Origin of the sequence: Nitrococcus mobilis Nb-231 (genome assembly GCF_000153205.1) — a bacterium.
GTDB classification, from domain to species: Bacteria; Pseudomonadota; Gammaproteobacteria; order Nitrococcales; family Nitrococcaceae; genus Nitrococcus; species Nitrococcus mobilis.
The window spans coordinates 1,560,765-1,578,996 of record NZ_CH672427.1; the positions used below are offsets into that span (position 1 = coordinate 1,560,765).

General features: G+C 62.4%; 15 protein-coding genes and 1 pseudogene. 8 read left to right on the forward strand and 8 right to left on the reverse strand.

Annotation, left to right across the window (positions count from 1 at the left end; translation table 11 throughout):
• Positions 1–170: 170 nt before the first annotated feature.
• A pseudogene (locus NB231_RS20425) lies at positions 171–2,007 on the reverse strand (IS1634 family transposase).
• 446 nt (positions 2,008–2,453) lie between these two features.
• On the opposite strand from NB231_RS20425, the gene NB231_RS07215 reads away from it, so the two are divergent.
• Positions 2,454–2,696 carry a helix-turn-helix domain-containing protein gene (locus tag NB231_RS07215; RefSeq protein WP_232210413.1) on the forward strand — a complete coding sequence of 81 codons (243 nt, stop codon included), beginning with the start codon at positions 2,454–2,456 and terminating at the stop codon, positions 2,694–2,696.
• Between the two features lie 295 nt (positions 2,697–2,991).
• Entirely contained in the window at positions 2,992–3,597 is a 606-nt protein-coding gene (locus NB231_RS07225; protein ID WP_005001078.1) for a CDP-alcohol phosphatidyltransferase family protein, read from the forward strand.
• Positions 3,598–3,702: 105 nt separating this feature from the next.
• Here NB231_RS07225 and NB231_RS07230 read toward each other — a convergent pair whose 3' ends face one another.
• Positions 3,703–4,707 carry a flippase-like domain-containing protein gene (locus NB231_RS07230; RefSeq protein WP_005001080.1) on the reverse strand — a complete coding sequence of 335 codons (1,005 nt, stop codon included), beginning with the start codon at positions 4,705–4,707 and terminating at the stop codon, positions 3,703–3,705.
• Positions 4,708–4,757: 50 nt separating this feature from the next.
• Here NB231_RS07230 and NB231_RS07235 point away from each other — a divergent pair, with 50 nt between their 5' ends.
• From NB231_RS07235 to NB231_RS07255, 5 genes are read left to right on the forward strand one after another with little or no spacing between them, the layout of a single operon-like run.
• Complete coding sequence (locus NB231_RS07235) at positions 4,758–5,498, forward strand: 2OG-Fe(II) oxygenase family protein (protein WP_005001082.1); 741 nt, start codon at positions 4,758–4,760, stop codon at positions 5,496–5,498.
• A 1-nt stretch (position 5,499) separates the two neighbouring features.
• The gene (locus NB231_RS07240) at positions 5,500–6,246 is read left to right on the forward strand and encodes a phosphocholine cytidylyltransferase family protein (RefSeq protein ID WP_005001088.1); all 747 of its coding nucleotides are present in this window, start codon (positions 5,500–5,502) and stop codon (positions 6,244–6,246) included.
• A 46-nt stretch (positions 6,247–6,292) separates the two neighbouring features.
• Positions 6,293–7,888, forward strand: coding sequence for a phosphoenolpyruvate mutase (gene aepX, locus NB231_RS07245; protein WP_408634400.1), 1,596 nt, complete (start codon positions 6,293–6,295; stop codon positions 7,886–7,888).
• Between the two features lie 11 nt (positions 7,889–7,899).
• Entirely contained in the window at positions 7,900–9,048 is a 1,149-nt protein-coding gene (gene aepY / locus NB231_RS07250; RefSeq protein WP_005001092.1) for a phosphonopyruvate decarboxylase, read from the forward strand.
• Between the two features lie 13 nt (positions 9,049–9,061).
• A complete protein-coding gene (locus NB231_RS07255) occupies positions 9,062–10,099 on the forward strand; it encodes a 2-aminoethylphosphonate aminotransferase (protein ID WP_005001093.1) in 1,038 nt (345 codons plus the stop codon).
• Between the two features lie 145 nt (positions 10,100–10,244).
• On the opposite strand, the gene NB231_RS07260 is transcribed toward NB231_RS07255, so the two are convergent.
• Positions 10,245–10,721, reverse strand: a complete 477-nt coding sequence (locus NB231_RS07260; protein WP_005001095.1) for a transporter — start codon at positions 10,719–10,721, stop codon at positions 10,245–10,247.
• A gap of 176 nt (positions 10,722–10,897) precedes the next feature.
• Here NB231_RS07260 and hpnR point away from each other — a divergent pair, with 176 nt between their 5' ends.
• Positions 10,898–12,418: a hopanoid C-3 methylase HpnR gene (gene hpnR, locus NB231_RS07265; RefSeq protein WP_005001096.1), complete on the forward strand. Its 1,521-nt coding sequence runs from the start codon at positions 10,898–10,900 to the stop codon at positions 12,416–12,418.
• A gap of 112 nt (positions 12,419–12,530) precedes the next feature.
• Here the strand turns inward: hpnR and NB231_RS07270 are convergent, their stop codons facing one another.
• From NB231_RS07270 to pdhA, 5 genes are all read right to left on the reverse strand, one after another.
• The gene (locus tag NB231_RS07270; RefSeq protein WP_005001097.1) at positions 12,531–13,163 is read right to left on the reverse strand and encodes a hypothetical protein; all 633 of its coding nucleotides are present in this window, start codon (positions 13,161–13,163) and stop codon (positions 12,531–12,533) included.
• 46 nt (positions 13,164–13,209) lie between these two features.
• Positions 13,210–14,607: a selenium-binding family protein gene (locus tag NB231_RS07275; protein WP_040662027.1), complete on the reverse strand. Its 1,398-nt coding sequence runs from the start codon at positions 14,605–14,607 to the stop codon at positions 13,210–13,212.
• A gap of 197 nt (positions 14,608–14,804) precedes the next feature.
• Entirely contained in the window at positions 14,805–15,953 is a 1,149-nt protein-coding gene (locus NB231_RS07280; RefSeq protein ID WP_005001099.1) for a dihydrolipoamide acetyltransferase family protein, read from the reverse strand.
• Positions 15,950–16,930, reverse strand: a complete 981-nt coding sequence (locus tag NB231_RS07285) for an alpha-ketoacid dehydrogenase subunit beta (protein WP_005001101.1) — start codon at positions 16,928–16,930, stop codon at positions 15,950–15,952. Before NB231_RS07285 ends, NB231_RS07280 begins: the two co-directional genes overlap by 4 nt.
• 92 nt (positions 16,931–17,022) lie before the next feature.
• A complete protein-coding gene (pdhA, locus tag NB231_RS07290; protein WP_040663502.1) occupies positions 17,023–18,093 on the reverse strand; it encodes a pyruvate dehydrogenase (acetyl-transferring) E1 component subunit alpha in 1,071 nt (356 codons plus the stop codon).
• Between the last annotated feature and the right edge of the window lie 139 nt (positions 18,094–18,232).

Below are 18,232 nucleotides of genomic sequence, written 5' to 3' on the forward strand. Positions count from 1 at the left end.
CCTCGGGCGATCAAGGGGCATTTGGAACGGACATTCCGTGGACTCATCGCGCGTTCTACACTTAGCCCAAGTTTAACGTCCCCAAAAATAACTTCCCGATACTCAGAGAGTTAAGATCGGCCGCGGCGGCGAGTGGCACTACATTACGTTCATTTTATAAATCAGCGGGCTCACACGATTGTTTTCTGCACGCCGCCCGGGGCGGGATCGGCCCCGAGGGCCTGATAGATTCGCGCCTGATCGGGCTCGGCGCGGGTGGCCTTGCGCACGTGCAGGGTGCGGCCATCGCCGCGGTTGAACGTGGCGGTGACCCGGCACTGGCCGGCGAGGGTATCGCGTAGCGTGCTCCAACGCTCGCAGATGCCGTGGGCGGCGAGGCGGTGGCGGATGAGCTGGACGAACTGATAGGCGAGCACGGTGATGAACAGGTGCCCCTCGGCGCGCTCTTCCTTGTGATGGAAGATCGGGCGCAGGCCGAGCTCCGATTTCAGGCTTCGGAAGACCGCCTCAAGGTCGGTGAGCATGATGTAGGTGCGCCACATTGTCTTCTCGTCCCAGCCGGTCTCGTTGCTGCGCAGGCAATAGACGCCCGGCTCGGTGACCAGAGAGCCTTTCACGGGCAGGCGCTGCCAGTGGATCGCACGGGCGCGCTCGCCGCTGTCACCGGCGATCACTTCAATGTGGTAGTGCTGGCCGAGGCCGCGGCTTTTCTCCTTGAGCCGCCCGATGCGCTCCCAGAGCTTGTCGATGCGCTTGGTGGTGCCCCGCCGGCTGAGTCCGGTCGCAAGCTTGTCGAGCCCAGCCTCGAAGCGGTCCATCAGGCGTCCGGCGATCGCTTGCTCCTTGCGCACGCGGCCCTCGGAGCGACAATACAGGCGCACCTCCTGGCCATCGGCCGAGGGCACTTTGAGTAGCTCCACGGCCTGCCCGCCGGCGTTGTCGAGGGTGATGGCCTCTTTAAAATCGACCGCGCGGCGGCGCTCGCGGCTGACCACCAGATAGCGGTAGCCCTGCTCGGCCAGCCAGGCGAGGTTGGCCTCGGTGGCCACCCCGCGGTCCATGACCACAAGCGCGCCGGCGGGCGCCGCGAGGCCGGTGAGCATCCCCTGGAGGGTCTGCCCTCGGCCGCATTGCCAGCGAAGACCCGCGAGCGGCGCACAAAGCCGCAGCATCGAGCACCAGCGCCAGGGTGAGCAGCGGGCAGTCGCTGCGCCGCTCCTTGGAGTGGCCGTGGCGCGCGGCCGGATTGACCGGTGCCTCGCCCTCGAAGTAAGTGTTGGTCAGATCGTAGAGCGTGATTGTCGGGGCGAGCGCGAACAGATCGCTCACCCGGGCGAACAGATGCCCTTCGAGGGCCGCGCGGTGGCGCAGCAGGATATCGGAGGTACGGTAGAGCTGCATCGGGCTCATCGCCTCGAAGTCCACCTCCAGCAGCTCGCCGAGGCCGCTGCGCCGGGCGAGCCACTGATACGTCGCCCGCTCCGAGCCCGGGGCGGCCATGCGGGCAACGATCAGCCCCAGCGCCGCCGCACGTTGCGGGCCGGTCAGCCCCAGCGCTTGGAGCTGCTCCTCCAAGCCCGCCTGGCGCAGCGCCCACAGGGCGAGCTGCTCGACGCCCACCGAGCGCGGGCGCACCAGTGAGAGCGAGTCCACGTCCACCGACTGCACGTCACCCCCACCGCCGGGTACACCGCCAGCATCGGCCGGTGCCGGCGTACCGCCCTGCTCGGCGAGCAGCCGCGCCGCAATACGCTCGGCCTGGCGCTCGACGGCGAGCGGGAGGCCCTTCCCCTCCTCGTCGAACAGCGCCGCCTGGCCGCTGAGCCGTTGCTCGATGCGCGCACACAACGCCGACCAGTGTGCCTGCGCCACTGGGAAGTGCCGCCCCAGGTTCAACAGGGTGCGCTGGCGGACCTTACCGGCGCGCTGCTCGGAGCGCACCAGACGATACGTGACATACGACTCGCCGGTGGCCGTGCTGCGGGTCTGGGTGCGGCGGATGAACATGCCCGCGAGGCTAGCGTGGGCGGGCGCTCCGCACAAGGGATAACAACAAATATTATGGCACTACATCCAGCGCGCCACCCTCGCCACTATACGAATCAATAACTTCTCTTCGCATACACGCCCAAATCAGCCCGAAATCAGGCAGAGAGCGTTAAAGATGGGTTAGGTCCGGCGGGGAGCTCGATGGCCACACGGCGGCAGGCGCGTATGGCTGGACGTCGCTGATCATCCCTTCTGACTGGATCGAATCGATTGCCCGAACGACGCGGCGCGCCGAGGGACTACAGATGCGCAGCGCCCTCGGCGCGATGCTGACGGCTGGTGACGGGCAGCAGCCCAAGGTGCTCACGCGCAACCTGTGCTGTTTAGGTGTTGCCCGGCGCGCCGAGCACTATATGCGTGAATGAATCGCGGCGCCCTTCTGTGTCGATGACGTAAGCACTGCGGTGCACGTGAGCCGTCGTTATCTGAATTACATCTTTGCCGACGCTTTCAATACCAACCCACCGCGCTACCTGCGCCTGTTGCGGCTCCACGAAGTGCGTCGTCCGGCGAAAGTCCGGGCGAAACTCTCGCCAAAGCAGCGCATCGTTCGGAACGTTGCGGCGCCCCTGACAGGAGACAACGACACTTGGAGGGTTCAGTATCGCGTGCTCCCGATGGTCGTGCAGAGTGTCGATAGCCGGTAAACCGGGGTCGACTCATAATTTGCAGTCCTTTGATAACGCTCTGTCACGGTGGGTTCCGCGGACCAGGATGACGGCGCGCGACCTGCCGCCGCGGTACAGAGGCGAGTGCGCGCACCATACAAAATAGCTGAGAACACTCGTGAGGCGCTACGGAACCAACCAAAAAACCGGCGCAAAGTGGAAGAAGCGGAAAGCGTCATGCTAACGATTGCTCTGGTAAGGGTGTTGTTGTATGCCCCGCTCGTGCAGCCGGTATTCCCAAAATTGTCTCTCTTGTATCCGCGCCAGATCACCGATGCCCGCTGATCGACGCCCCTGGGATGCGCGGGTGGCGGCCTGGCTGGTCACACCTCTGCGTGGGACCGCGCTGACGCCGAACCATCTGACGACGATCCGTCTCATCGTCGGACTGTTCGGCGCCATCGTCTTCGCCTTGGGCCGGCAGCCGCTGTTGGCGGCCCTACTTGTCGTGTTGTCGAACTTTCTCGATCACACGGACGGTGAGTTTGCGCGCATGACCGACCAGTACTCGACCTTCGGTCATTATTACGATCTGGCAGCGGACGCGATCGTGACGGTCGGCCTGTTCATCGGCATCGGCATTGGCTTGCGTGGCGGGGAGTTGGGCGTGCTGGCAATTCTCTATGGGCTCATCGCCGGTGCGGCAGTGGCGACCATCTTTCAAATTCGCAACGTGCTGGAGAACCGCCTGGGCAAGGTCGCAACACGCCAGGTAAGCGCAGCTGGCTTCGAGGCCGAGGACGTGTTGTACCTGCTGCCGTTGGTAATCGTGTTCGACGTGCTCGATGGCTTCCTGGTTGCCGCTGCCATCGGTGCGCCGCTCGCGCTCGCACTCGTCGCTTTCGATTTCCAGCGCCGGATGCGAACCCCGGTCCCATGACGATACTGATTTCCGGCGTAAGTGGATCCATCGACCGACACTCTCATCCACCTCGGCTGACTCATACCAAGCTAGGGCCGCCACATAGGCGAGTATGGGGTCGCGTCAGTCGGATACCTCGGCGTGGCGCACTTCCGACAACGACACATGATAACGCGAAGCCAGCAGTAAGCCGCCGATAATCCAGACGAGCTCCCGGCTGCGGCGTACCAACGCGAAGGCGAGACCGACGGTAGCATCACCGGTCAGTGTCTGACACACCAGCAGCAACATGCCTTCTTGGGTACCCAGACCGGCCGGAATGAAAAAGGTACCCGTGCGCACGGTCTGCACCAACGCCTCCACGATCCAGGCCTCGGACCAACTGATCGGGTATCCAAGGAGTCCCATCACAAAGTAGATCTCGACCACGCCCAGCAACCAACTGGCGAGTGCAAAGCCAATCGAGATGGCGATCCGCAACCGGTGTTTGGTGTAAAACCGCGCGAACAGCGCGTCCATATTTTCGGCGAAGGCGATCAGCCCGGTCAGCCGCTGACCGATGCGTGTATCACCCAACAATCGGGCCGCGCGCGTCGACAAGCGTAGCCATTGCATCAGGAAGAATATAGTCGCGAACAGCACCATCATGCCGGCGCCGAAGCCGGCCGCAAGCCGATACTCCGGTCCAAACTTGCCATTGCCCACGAGCGCGAAGAAGCCAATCGTAACGAAGATCGCCAAGCTCATGAGGAGCGTCTGCTTGGCAAGGACCAGCGTTGCGCTGACCTCGCTGAAGCGCAGACCGTAATTCACCTTCAACAGCCAAGCCTTGACCGGCTCGCCGCCGACCGAGCCCAGCGGGGTGATGTTATTGTAGGCCTCACCCACCATCCGAATGGCGTACAGCCGGCGCGCCCAGCGCCAGTCGATCGGCACCGCATCGAGAATGACGTGCCAACTCGTGGCGTCGGTCCAGAACGATATGGCGAACAACACCAACACGAAGGCTACGCCTTGCATCCCAATGCGGTTCGCTTCAAACCAGATCTCGGCCAGATCGGCCTGCGCGAGCAGGATGACCAGCAGCACCAGCCCTGACAGCAGGAACGCCAACCGGGCAAACTTCACTATAGATCAGCCCATTACAATGAATATATGAATCATATTATAATGTTGAAATGGAGGCATTCGTAACCGACACTCTAACCGACGCCCTCGCCGCGCTCGACGTGCCGGCACTGACACAGCTTTTTCGCAATCAGGACGAATTCATCGTCGTCGAAGGCTTTCTGCCACAACCGCTGCTCGACGCCTGCCTCAACGCCCTCGATACGGTGGCACCGGCGATCAACCGCAACTACATTCCCTGGCACAAAAAAGGCGGCAGTGTCAGCCGCTTCGATCTCGACCGGCTGGCGCCGGTATTCGGGAAACTTTACCGCAATACGGCGCTTGTCGAGCTGCTGCGGACACTGACCGGGCAGGATCTCGAGTACTGTCCGCCGAACGATCCGCACACCTATGCGCTCTACTGCTACACAGAGCCTGGCGATCACATCGGTTTTCACTACGATACGTCCTACTATCGCGGCACGCGCTACACCGTCCTGCTCGGGCTGGTTGACGAGTCGAGTTGCCGGCTCGAATGCGAGCTGTACCGCACCCGCAGCGACCGCGCAACCGAATCGCTCTCACTGCGTCTCGCCCCCGGCACGCTCGTCGCCTTTAACGGTGATAAACTCCGGCACCGCATTACCCCGGCCGGAGCCAACGAGCGACGTATCGCCCTTACCCTGGAATATGTTACGGATGTCGCCATGCACCCGCTGCTACGATTCGTATCCAACATGAAAGATTCCATCGCCTACTTCGGTTTCCGGCAGGTCTTCGCCCGCAGCGGTAAGCGGGCCGCCGACTGAGATGCGTGCACTCATCCTTGCCGCCGGTGTGGGCCGGCGACTCGCCGCTGCCAGCCACGACGGCCCGAAATGCCTGCTTGAGTTCGGCGGTGAAACGCTGCTCGCACGACACCTGCGTACGCTCGATACGCTGGGCGTGGCGGACATCCGGCTTTGCACCGGCTTTGCGGCGGACCGCATCGAGGCCGCGCTGGCTGAATCGATCTACTCCGAGCACGTTACAACGACCTTCAATCCCGACTATCGGGCCGGCAGCATCGTAAGTCTCTGGTGTCTGCGGAAGGCTCTGCGTGATAGCGAAAACGTCCTGCTGATGGATGCCGATGTGCTCTACGCGCCAGCCATGCTGGAGCGACTCGCGAGCAGCGAGCGGCGCAACTGCCTGCTGCTCGATCGTGACTTCGAGTCCGGTGAAGAGCCGGTCAAGATCTGCCTCGCCGGCGCTACCATCGTCGAATTCGGCAAACGTCTACCGCCGGCATTGGAGTATACTAACTGCGGAGAATCGATTGGGTTTTTCCACTTCACTCCGGCAATGGCGGCGGCGTTGGCGGATCGTGCCGAGCAATACATCGACGCTGGAAACCGCGCTGCACCGTATGAGGACGCACTGCGCGAGCTCATACTCGAGCGCCCCTCTGAGTTCGGTGTAGAGGATGTTACCGGCATTCCCTGGATTGAAATCGATTTCCCCGCAGATATTGAACGCGCCAGAGACGAGGTACTGCCCCGAATTCATGGTTGCTAAAATCCATTTCGATGGCCGCTCCAGCAAAGCTGCGCAATTGCGGCAGATGATCACCTCACCAGAGCTCGAATTCCTGCTCGAAGCGCACAACGGCATCAGTGCGCGGATCGCCGAAGAGGCCGGGTTCAAGGGGATCTGGGCCAGCGGCCTCGCCCTATCCGCCCAGTTCGGGGTCCGCGACAACAACGAGGCAAGCTGGACTCAGGTCGTGGATATGCTGGAGTTCATGGCCGACATCACGCATATTCCAATACTGCTCGACGGTGATACCGGCTACGGCAATTTCAACAACATGCGGCGGCTGGTTCACAAGCTCGAACAGCGCGGCATCGCCGGGGTCTGTATCGAAGACAAGCTGTTCCCGAAAACCAACAGTTTCATCGGCGGCGAACGCCAGCCACTGGCCGAGATCGACGAGTTCTGCGGCAAGATCAAAGCGGGTAAAGATTGCCAGCGTGATGAGGATTTCTGCATCATCGCGCGCGTCGAGGCGCTGATCGCCGGCTGGGAAGTCGACGAAGCGGTGCGTCGCGCGGGCGCCTATCATGAGGCGGGCGCCGATGCCATTTTGATTCATTCCAAACGCTCGCAACCGGACGAAATCCTGGCGTTCATCGATCGCTGGGAAAACCGCGCGCCGGTCGTGATTGCTCCAACCAAATATTACAGTACGCCGACCGATGTCTTCCGCAGAGCGGGGGTCAGCATGGTGATTTGGGCTAACCACCAGATCCGCAGTGCGGTGCAGGCTATGCAGGCGAGCGCGCGACGGATTTATCGCGACCAGTCGCTACTCGAAGTCGAGGACACCATTGCACCGATGGATGAGATCTTCCGACTGCAGGGTGCGGAGGAGCTGCGTGCAGCTGAGCGCCGCTACTCCAAAAGCCCACGCGCCGAAACCGCGGCGATCGTGCTCGGTGCAACCCGCGGCAAGGGTCTTGGCGATCTGACCGCGGACCGGCCGAAGATGATGGTCAATGTCGCCGGCCGGCCGTTGTTGCGGCGGCTGGTCGATGAATTCAGGCGCCAACGGATCCGCCGCATCGTCGCGGTCGTCGGCTACCATTCCGAAACCGTCGACGTCCCCGGTATCAATCGGATCGAAAACCCGGCCTTCGAGACCAGTGGCGAACTGGCTTCGCTGGCCTGCGCGCTGCCAGCGTTCACCGACAAACTGGTGATTTGCTACGGCGACCTGCTGTTCCGGCGCTATATCCTGCAGGATCTGCTGGACAGTGACGGCGAATTATCCATCGTGGTCGACGCGGCTTACGAGCATTTGCCGATCAGCGGCACCCCGGATTACGTCGTTTGTTCCCGGCCGGACGATCTCGAAATCTGGCGCAAGGACGTTTCCCTGCGCCGGATGTCAAACGATGCCATGATCGCTGGTGAGCGTGCGCATGGCCGCTGGATCGGCCTGCTGCATGCGCGCGGTCGCGGTGTCGAACTGCTCCGGCAGGCGATTGAAGAACTGCGCTCGCACGCGCGGTTCAAAGACTACACACTGCCGAATATGCTGAATCACCTGATAGACCGAGGACACAAGATTCAGGTCAATTACTGTCACGGCCATTGGCTCGACGTAAATTCATTACATGATCTCGAGCACGCCGATCGTTTCGCCACTTCAGATTAGCCAATATTCGCATGATTAACGCCGAATCCTTTGTCGAGGCGGGCCGGCGCCGCGGTTTCAATCGGTACATCGGGGTGCCCTGCTCCTTTATTACGCCGTTCATCAACTATGTCATCGGTGCTGAGGGCCTACAGTATATTTCGCACGCCAACGAGGGCGATGCGGTTGCCACCGCCGCCGGGCTGGAAATCGCCGGACAGCGTACGGTTGTGATGATGCAGAATTCCGGCCTCGGTAACGCGGTCAGTCCGCTGACCTCCCTGAGCAACATCTTCCGCCTGCCCGTGCTGCTGATCTGCACCCATCGCGGCGCCGCCGGCGTCGAGGACGAACCGCAGCACAGCAAGATGGGCGCGATCACCGGCGCGCTGTTCGAGACCATGGGCATCCCGTGGCGGGCGTTTCCGGCCGAGCTGGACCGGATCGAGGCGGCGCTGGATGAGGCCGACAACTACTTGCAGCGCGAGCAGCAACCGTTTGCGCTGGTGATGCAAAAAGACACGGTCGCGAAGTTCGCACTCAGCAGTGCGAGCGTACCCATCGTCGCGCACGCCGCCGTACCGGTCCAGCACGGTTTTGATCGCCGGGTCACCGAGCGGGCCTCGCGCAGCGAGGTGCTGGCTCATGTCATTGCCCGCACGCCAATCGAGCGCTCGGTCGTCATCGCAACCACGGGCTATACCGGCCGCGAACTCTACGCCCAACAAGACCGGGACAACCAAGCCTACATCGTCGGTTCAATGGGCTGCGCGTCATCGTTCGCACTGGGCATCGCGCTCGCGAAGCCGGACCGCGAGGTTGTGATCATTGATGGGGATGGCGCCGCCCTGATGCGGATGGGCAATTTCGCGATCATCGGTACTTACGGCGGCGAGAATTTCACACACTTGCTACTTGACAACGAGGTGCACGATTCTACCGGTGCGCAGGCGACCGTCAGCGGTAACGTGTGCTTCGGTGAGATCGCCGCCGCCTGCGGCTACCGGACAGTGATGAGCGGTGACGACGTTACTCTGATCGACGAGACGGTCGGGAATCCCGATCTTCCCGGTCCGCGCCTGCTGCATCTGAAGATCCGGCCGGGAACGATCGACAAGCTGCCGCGGCCGAAGGTCTCGCCGGCGGCGGTAACAGCGCGCCTACGCAAGTTGTTACGCTGATCCCGTGGCGCCGATGAAGCTGCTCAACCCGGGTCCGGTGACGCTCAGCGAGCGCGTTCGGCAGGCTTTACTGCGTGAGGACCTTTGCCATCGCGAACCGGAGTTCGCCAGGTTGCAGCAACGGATCCGCGCCGCGCTGCTCGGCGTTTACGATCTCGACCCGGCCGAATGGGCCGCCATCCTGCTCACCGGCTCGGGGACCGCGGCCGTCGAGGCCATGCTAAGCTCGCTGGTGCCGGCAAACGGCCGTCTCGCAGTCGTTGCAAACGGCGTCTACGGTGAACGCATGGCGCGCATCGCCGAGACTTATGGCATCGACACCGCTCGTGCGGCACATGCTTGGGTCGAGGCGATCGACGTCTCGCGCCTAGACGCCAATGCGAGACAGATCGCGGTAGTCCACCATGAAACAACAACCGGCCGTTTGAACGATCTCAGCGCCGTTGCGGCCACCCACGACGCGCGGCTGCTGGTCGATGCGGTCAGCAGCTTTGGTGCGGAAGCCATTGACTTCGAGGGCTGGCGTATCGATGCGCTGGCAGGCACGGCGAACAAGTGTCTGCACGGCGTGCCGGGTACGTCCTTCGTGATCGCCCGCCGCCCCGTCATCGAACGCGCCACAGCGCGCACCGTTTACCTGAACCTGGCGACCTACCTGGCCGCTCAAGATACCGGTAGTACGCCGTTCACCCAGTCGGTGCAAACTTTCTACGCGCTCGACGAAGCCCTGGCCGAACTGGCCGGGGCCGGTGGATGGCAGCGACGCCGGGAGCGTTACCGTAGCCTGATGCACCGCGTGCGCGCCGGCCTTCTCGGCTTGGGTATCGAGCCGTTGCTGCTCGACGGCGAATCCTCCTGCGTACTGAACGCCTTCCGCTTACCCAAGGGTCTCGACTATGCGACCCTGCACGATCATCTCAAGCGTGCCGGCTACGTGATTTACGCCGGCCAGGGCGAGTTCGCGCAATCGATCTTCCGCATCGCCGTCATGGGCGCGCTCGCCGATGACGATATCGAGCACCTGTTACGGGCGATACGCTCGATCGTATAACGACGGTGTTGTATCCGTTGTGTGAGGCCGCGCTGATACAGGCCCCGCACTGGCACGTCGTGGATCAACTGCTCGTAACCATAGCTGGAGGAAAATCGAATAGATTGCGACCAGCACCAGCCCGGCAATGCGCCACCGCCATGCGTCACAGCCCGCCGCCCCACCGATACTGCAGGCGACGCCCAGCAAATCGTAGCCATTGCCGGTGCGGGACGACACGCCGCTGCTGCCGAAGATCTTGACCGAATTGTGTCGGTCTATGGGAAACGCTAGCGGGCCGCCCACACGCCGGTTCTGCTGAAGGTCGGCCTTCTCCACGCCGCCGACGGTCGTGCGGCCACCGGTTGGTGCTGATGTTGACGGCGCGGCTGGGGTCGTACTGCCCCCACGGCGCGTTCACCCGCAGGCTCACGCCGACGATCAGGTTCTGCTGGTAGTCCTTGAATTCCTTCAGCGTCAGCGCCGGCACCCCATAGAGATTGACCGGCATCCGGAACGTGGGGTTGCCGAAGCCGCTTACCTCACGCTCGACCGTATCACCCATCAGTTCCGCAGATCCGGAAAGCCAAGTGTAGGGCAAAATCGCCATGATGATGCCCGACTTGCCCCAGAAATCTACCACTCGTGAGAGCGCGAGCAGGTGGTTCCGGCTTACGAAAAGAGGGTTAATTATTGCCTATACTCATACTCGGATCGACACAGTTCGTCCCCGAGTGCGTGCTCAGCTCCGATGGCTACGTATAATCCCCTCGCCTCTCGGGTTCGCCGGACATCGGAATCGACGGTCAGGAGTGGGCTATGAAGGTTTTGCTCGTGCATCCAAGTGCTTTGATGTACTCGGAGATCTATCTGCGCCTCGAACCGCTCGGGCTGGAGCGCGTGGGAGGGGCGATCCGCCGGGCGGGCCATGAGGTGCGGCTCGTCGACCTGCAGATTTTCAAGCACCGTGACTACTTCAAGGAGCTTGAATCCTTTCAGCCCGACTTCGTCGGCATCTCGCTCAACTATCTGGCCAATATCCCCGAGGCGCTGGATTTGGCGAAGGAGACGAAGCGAGACCGGCCCGGCGTATTCATCTTCGCCGGCGGGCACAGCGTGAGCTTCGTCGCCGAGGAGGTACTCGAACACGCCGACGGGGCGATTGACTGCATTATCCGCGGCGAAGGCGAGGAATCGGCGGCGCTGTTGATCGAAGCGGCCAGAGACGGTGGGGCTCTGAGCGTTCCGGGCGTCGTGACGCGTGAGGCGGCGGGTCCGGCGCCCCGATTGCTCGAGAATCTTTCGCTCCATCCGCCGGCGCGCGATCTGTGTCGAAAACGTCGGAAGTACTTCATCGGCCATCTCGATCCGTGCGCCTCGATCGAGTTCACGCGCGGCTGCCCGTGGGATTGCTCCTTTTGCAGCGCATGGACATTCTATGGGCGGAGCTATCGCCGGCTCGAGCCCGAGGCCGCGGCGGAGGATCTGGCCTCGATCAAGGAGCCGAGCGCTTTCATCGTCGACGATGTCGCCTTCATCAAGGCGGACTACGGGATGGATCTCGCCGATGCGGTCGAGCGGCGCGGTGTCAGAAAGCAATACTATCTCGAGACACGCCCGAACGTGCTCTTGCGCAATCGGGAGGTTTTCGAACGCTGGACACGGCTCGGGCTCCAGTACATGTTCCTCGGCCTCGAGGCGCTCGACGAAGAAGGTCTGCGGGCGTTTCGCAAGCGCGCGACACCCGATCAGAACTTCGAGGCGCTCGAGGTGGCGCGCCAACTCGGCATTCGAGTGGCGATCAACATCATCGCCGATCCGGCCTGGGACGTGAAGCGATTCGAGCAGCTGCGCGAGTGGGCTTTGAGTGTTCCCGAGATCGTCCATGTCACCGTGCAGACGCCCTACCCCGGCACAGAAATTTGGCATACCGAGTCGAGGAAGCTAACGACGCTCGACTACCGTCTCTTCGACGTGCAGCACGCTGTGCTGCCGACCACCCTGCCGCTCGAGCGATTCTATGAGGAGCTGGTGAAGACGCAAGCCGTGCTCAATCGCAGGCACCTCGGATGGAGCGCGTTGCAAACGATGGCAGGAGTTGCGGCGAATCGCCTCGCGCATGGCCAGACGAACTTCGTCAAGATGTTATGGAAGTTCTCAAGTGTGTACAACTCGAAACGTCAACTAACCGACCACCAACGCCCAGTTCGATATCAGATGCGCCCGCCGGCCGAGCGCTCTACGCCGCAGCAAAAAGTGCTCTTCGTCCACCCTCCGACGGTCCGCCGCCCGCCGGCCCGGGCCTTCACGGCTGCGGAGTCTTTGCCAATTCAGAGATGAGAACGCGCTCCATTTGCCCAATAGCGAGGCCTTGATCGCGGATGAAGGTAAATTACGTTCGGCTTACCTCCATCCGTAAAACACGCCCAGCGAGGCAACCGACGGGTGACACTCAAAATATGACGAGCAGGATTACTCCCACCCCCACCAATGCGGCCGACCACAGCCAATCCAAATTGACCCAGCCATGTCGCAATACCGCGAGCCCGACCCACTCGTAGGCCGCAACCGCACTCATCCCGGCGACGGTGAACATAGCCAGCGTGTGCACGGCAACGCCAGCCACCGCCAAAAGGAGCGCTGGGGGGCTCGCCGCGCTCAAATGGCCATGTTGGCTATCCAACCAAGCGAAAAAAACGGGCAGGAGCATCAAACCGGCACCATGCGCCGTGGCCATGACGAACGACCAAAGCAGCAAACCCACCATGCCGGTCTGCATGCCCACCCGCAGGCGATAACGATGCCCGCGCACCGCGTGATACAGTCCCCAGCCGATCAGCAATGCGCCCGCGCCGCCCCCCAAGATTCCGGGATCCAGCATCCGGCCCACTAGCGCCACCAAGACAAGGGTGACCCCAATCGCCAAGGCATGCCCCAGGGCCAGCGGAATCAGGGACAACAACACGACTTGGCGCTGGCCGCGGTGCAGCCCCAGGGCTACCGCGAACAGCCAACCCATCGCCGGGTTGATGCCGTGGAAAGCGCCCAGGCCGAGCATTGCGATCCACGGCCACAGCTCATCCATGGCCGCGATCCAGCGCGCTCATGAACTCAGAACCGCATGCGTCGTGCTAGGGATAGCAGAAGGAATCCGACGAGGCGTCTCCTCCTTCAAGGCGAACCTGGTGCGGTCGCAACGAAGGGTCGAAGGACAAAAAGAAGTTCGGATCCGGCTGCATGCCCCCCGCCGGTGCCACATCCAGCTTGACCATCCAACCCGCGATCCCCTCCGGATAAAATTGCTCGTCCCAGGCCCGGTACAGGGAGTTGGTGAGATAAACCCGGCGCCCATCACGACTGAGCTCGACCATCTGTGGACCACCGTTGAGCGGGCCCGAGGCGGGATGCGCCGCGCGCGCGACAATGCCGCCGAGACGGCAGGAGCCGGTTTGCACGGGCTGAAAAGGATCGGAGACATCGTATTGCCGCAACTCGCCCGTTCCCCAGCACGAAACATACAAAAATCGATCGTCGAGCGAGAGATCGATGTCGGTCACCAGTGGTGGTACAGCCTTGAACGCCTTGAGCAGCGGCGGCAGCGATTCTTCTGCGGCCGGCTCGGCTGGGATCTCGATGACCTTGCGTGCCTTCCAATCTTCGCTGTCGCCCGATTTGTGCCAAAGCCACACTGAGGCCGAGAGATCCTCCAGACTGAGCACAACCCCAGCGAACCCATAAGCCTTGGTAGGATCGTGCGCCGGGCGCAGTTCCAATACCATCTGCTGTTGCGCGCCCAAATCCACGGCCTGGCGGTGACGGCGCCGTTGCAGATCCCAAAAATGGAGGTGGTGACCGTACTTGCCCTCCAGCAACAGCTCCGGCACCAACCCCTCCTCGATCATCTCCGGCGTGCCCCATTCGCTGCTCACCAGAGTGTCATAACCCAGATGCCACCACGCATCGTAGGCAAACTGCTGTGGCCCCCGATCCACCTCCCAACGACCGCGAACCTCGAAGGTTTCATGGTCCATCAGAAAAATCCCGCCCGGCCCCTTACCTTCAGCATTGCCAAGCGCCGTAGCGTAGATGCCTTCCGGACCGCAGTGGATGGTGTGCGGGCGGGAATAGCCGGTGCGTGCCGCCAGCACATCAGGCTCGATGACCTTCACGAGACGCGGCTGGCGAGGATCCGGTTTGACGTCGAATACATGGATCCGCGAAGAACGCAGGCCCGGTACGACCAGATAGCGCCGCTCCATATGGGGGTGGGGCGCATAGGGGCACAGGCAGGAGCTGCAGGCATTCCAACCGAAGTGGTGCAACTCGTCTCCTACATTCGGCAGATCCACCTGGCCGATCAACTGGCCATAGCTCGTGGAGCCCGGCTCCACGTCCACCACGCCCAGGGCATCGGGGCGTTTCGCGCCCACGGCGTCCAGCAGCGCCACGTAGGCCAAGGTCTCAGCGGGAGCCTGCATCGCCAAACGCGGCGAGGGATAAAAAGTCGGATCAGGAGTCCACGTGGTCATCTCTGATCTCCTAAGCTACGTGGACGCAAGCCACCTCTTTGCCGGACCATCCGGCAGCGCACTCAACAATAAGTATGGCAGCCCGGTCGAAGATTGCAGTTACTCTCCCTCGTCGCGTGGTCTGCGCGAGTAAAATTGTGTTCACTACCCACTGCCGTTTCGGGGCATGAGTTGCGGCCAATCGGCTTGCCCCCGCTTCAGCTTGGCTCAGCCAAATCAGCCATCATCGCCGCTAAGAAACGTGCGGCCTCCCCCCCCGTGACGGCGCGATGATCGAAGGAGAGCGACAGCGGCAGAATCCGATGGACACTTGGTTTACCATCCACCGCGACCACTTGCGGGCGAATCTTACCGGCGCCAACGATCGCCACCGTCGGAGGAACGACCACGGGATCTGAATACCGCCCGGCGATGGTGCCGAAATTGGACAGCGTGATGGTGTAGCCGCGCATCTCCTCGCCCGGAATGCTGCGCGCCTTGACATCGGCCACTAGAGCGTCCAACCCGCGGCGCAGATCCTGCGCGTCACGATTACCCACGTCGCGCAAGACCGGGACGAACAGCCCGTCCTCGCTGTCAACGGCGATTCCCAAGTCGACCTTCTCCAGCAATCGACGGCCCATCGCGTGGCCGTCGTACCAGGCATTGAGGCTCGGCTCGGCTCGACAGCCGGCCACAATGCTGCGGATAAGGCGCAGCGTGATATCAGTGCCCGGCGCCCAACACTCCACGTCCACATCGTCGGAGACTGTGACCGGCACGACCTCCGAGTGGGCCCGCGTCATGGTCCGGGCCATGGCTCGCCGGACGCCGCGCAGCGGCTCTAGCGGACCGGCATCGGCCAGTGTCTGGGCCGCGCGCTGTACATCGTTCCGGGAAATGGAATCGCCCGGGCCGGTGGGGGTGACAGCCGCCAGATCGACATCCAACCGCCGCGCCAGCGCACGCACCGCCGGAGTCGCCCGAACCCCTCGACTCACCTCAGCCGCCTTCTCGGTGATGACCTCCTCACCGGCACGCACTTCACCGACGACGGTGGTGCTCTCCCGCGAGGATTCGTCGCGCTGTTTCGGCGTGGCCGCGGACGTTCGCTGTTCCTGGCCCCGTGCTTCATCCCCGCCAAACACCACCAATGGATCGCCGACATGCATCACGTCGCCAGCATCGCCCAACAGCTCCTCGATGCGCCCGGTTTGTGGACTCGGAATCTCCACGATCGCCTTGTCCGTCTCCACAGAGACCAGCGGCTGATCACGCTCGATCTGCTCGCCCACCCGGACGAACCACTCCACGATCTCCGCCTCGACAAGCCCCTCACCCAGATCCGGCAGCTTGAATGTGCTCATGCAAACTCCATCGTCTTGTGTACCGTGTCCATAATCCGCTCGACCGAGGGCAAAAAGTGCTGCTCCAGCTTGAGCAACGGCATAATGGTGTCATAGCCCGTAACCCGGGCTACCGGTGCCAACAGATTGAGCAGACCGTGCTCGGCGACGACGGCGGCGATTTCGGCACCAAAACCACCACTGCGGGGCGCTTCATGGATAATGACGCAACGCCCCGTTTTGGCCACCGACTCCAGGATCGTTTCGGTATCGAGGGGCCGCAACGTGGCGACATCGATCACCTCGGCGCTGATCCCCTCCTTAGCGAGCTGTTCGGCCGCCTGCAGCGTCTCGTGGATCATTGCCCCCCAAGTAACCAGTGTGATGTCGGTGCCGTCACGAACTACGAAGCACACATCCAACGGCATGGCCTCACCGTCATCCGCCACCTCTTGTTTGGTCAGCCGATAGATCCGCTTGGGCTCCAGAAAAACCACCGGATCGGGATCACGGATGGCGGCAAGCAACAGTCCATAGGCTCGAGCAGGCGAGGATGGAATCACCACCCGCAGCCCCGGAATGTGTGCATACAGCGCCTCAGTGCTCTCCGAATGGTGTTCAGGGGCGTGAATGCCACCCCCGAAAGGGGCCCGCAGCACCATCGGACAGGACAACCGACCGCGGGTGCGATTACGCAGCCGGCTGGCGTGGCTGATTAGCTGATCGAGCGTGGGGTAACTAAAACCCATGAACTGAATCTCGGCAACCGGGCGCAGTCCTTGCGCGGCAAGCCCCACGGCCATGCCGGCAATGAGCCCCTCCGCCAGCGGCGTATCGATCACCCGTTCGGGCCCGAAACGCTGCTGCAACCCCTCGGTGGCGCGAAAAACACCACCATTGACCCCGATGTCCTCGCCGAAGACCAGCACCCGGTCATCGGCGGCCATCTCGTAGGCCAGTGCGGCATTAACGCCGCCAACCAAGGTCATCTCAGGCATGTTTGCCATCTCCCCGCAACGACCGTTTTGCGCCTTATCCCGGCGCCGGCCGGGATCACGATATGGGATGAGGTGCTCGCGCTCGCCTCCTATCAAACATCATTCGGATCCGCCAAGGCCTTACGTTGCTCGGCATACGCGCGCGGCAGCCTCTCGTAGAGGTAGTCGAACATGCTCGCCGGTGGCTGCAGCGGCCGCTCCAGGTAAAGCTGCGCCGCCTGATCCGCCGCCTCCTGACATTCAACCTGCAGCGCCTCCTCGTCCGCCTCCGACCAAGCCCCGCTCTGCAGCAAATAGCCGCGCAAACGATCCAACGGATCACGGCGTTGCCACGCCTCGACCTCTTCGGCATCGCGATAGCGTCGCGAGTCATCCGCCGTCGTATGATCGCCCATCCGATAGGTAAGCGCCTCGATCAGACAGGGACCCTGGCCGCTGCGGGCACGTTGCAGGGCTTGATCCAGGCGATCACGCACCGCGATGTAGTCGTTACCGTCCACCTGCTCACCCTCGAAACCGGCCGCGATGGCTTTCTGTGCCAGAGTCTGCGCCCGGCTCTGAAGCGTGCGCGGCACAGAGATGGCCCACAGATTATTGGCTACCACGAAAACCACCGGCAGTTCCCAGACGCCCGCCGCATTAATGGCCTCGTAGAAATCCCCCTTGGACGTGGCGCCGTCGCCGAGCAGGCAGACCGCGACCCGCGGTTCTTTGCGATATTTGAACGCGTAACCGACGCCCACCGCATGTGGGGCCTGGGTCGCTATGGGCACGGCGACCGCGAAGTCCTCGCGCACGCTTTGGAAATCCATGCCGCGCTCGTCACCGCCCCAGTAAGCCAACAGCTCTGCCATACGCACGCCCCGGCTGAGATAAGCACCGTGGTGACGGTACATGGGCAACAAAACGTCTTCCGGGCGCATCGCCAAACCGACGGCAACGGCAATCGCCTCCTCGCCGAGGCAGGAGGCAAATGTTCCGAGTTGGCCAGTGCGTTGTAGGTTGATCGCTTTGCGGTCGAACGCACGCGCACTCGCCATGGCTCGATAGGCCGCAATCAACTGAACCGGCTCGCGGGCGAACTCGGGCAGAGGACCGGTTACCCGGAGCTCGTGGTCCAGATAGCCAGTGTAGCCAACCTCAAACTGAGCGACGCATCGCATGTTGCCCTCCTCCTCGCCGAGCATAGACATAATTTGAGTGTGACACGCTTCTTTAGACAAGCTTAGATGACGCAAGCTCCCTTGCCGATAATGATTCAAGAGAAAGCTCACGGCCAAAGTCTCCCCTCACCTGTCCCCG

What these genes read in the sequence shown, in the direction of transcription:
- NB231_RS07270 (WP_005001097.1), bottom strand. Translation starts at nt 13,163, where the DNA reads ATGGATGAGCTGTGGCCGTGGATCGCAATGCTCGGCCTGGGCGCTTTC.
- NB231_RS07225 (WP_005001078.1), top strand. Translation starts at nt 2,992, where the DNA reads ATGCCCGCTGATCGACGCCCCTGGGATGCGCGGGTGGCGGCCTGGCTG.
- NB231_RS07240 (WP_005001088.1), top strand. Translation starts at nt 5,500, where the DNA reads ATGCGTGCACTCATCCTTGCCGCCGGTGTGGGCCGGCGACTCGCCGCT.
- NB231_RS07285 (WP_005001101.1), bottom strand. Translation starts at nt 16,930, where the DNA reads ATGCCTGAGATGACCTTGGTTGGCGGCGTTAATGCCGCACTGGCCTAC.
- aepX (WP_408634400.1), top strand. Translation starts at nt 6,293, where the DNA reads ATGATCACCTCACCAGAGCTCGAATTCCTGCTCGAAGCGCACAACGGC.
- NB231_RS07280 (WP_005001099.1), bottom strand. Translation starts at nt 15,953, where the DNA reads ATGAGCACATTCAAGCTGCCGGATCTGGGTGAGGGGCTTGTCGAGGCG.
- hpnR (WP_005001096.1), top strand. Translation starts at nt 10,898, where the DNA reads ATGAAGGTTTTGCTCGTGCATCCAAGTGCTTTGATGTACTCGGAGATC.
- aepY (WP_005001092.1), top strand. Translation starts at nt 7,900, where the DNA reads ATGATTAACGCCGAATCCTTTGTCGAGGCGGGCCGGCGCCGCGGTTTC.
- NB231_RS07235 (WP_005001082.1), top strand. Translation starts at nt 4,758, where the DNA reads ATGGAGGCATTCGTAACCGACACTCTAACCGACGCCCTCGCCGCGCTC.
- NB231_RS07275 (WP_040662027.1), bottom strand. Translation starts at nt 14,607, where the DNA reads ATGACCACGTGGACTCCTGATCCGACTTTTTATCCCTCGCCGCGTTTG.
- NB231_RS07255 (WP_005001093.1), top strand. Translation starts at nt 9,062, where the DNA reads ATGAAGCTGCTCAACCCGGGTCCGGTGACGCTCAGCGAGCGCGTTCGG.
- pdhA (WP_040663502.1), bottom strand. Translation starts at nt 18,093, where the DNA reads ATGCGATGCGTCGCTCAGTTTGAGGTTGGCTACACTGGCTATCTGGAC.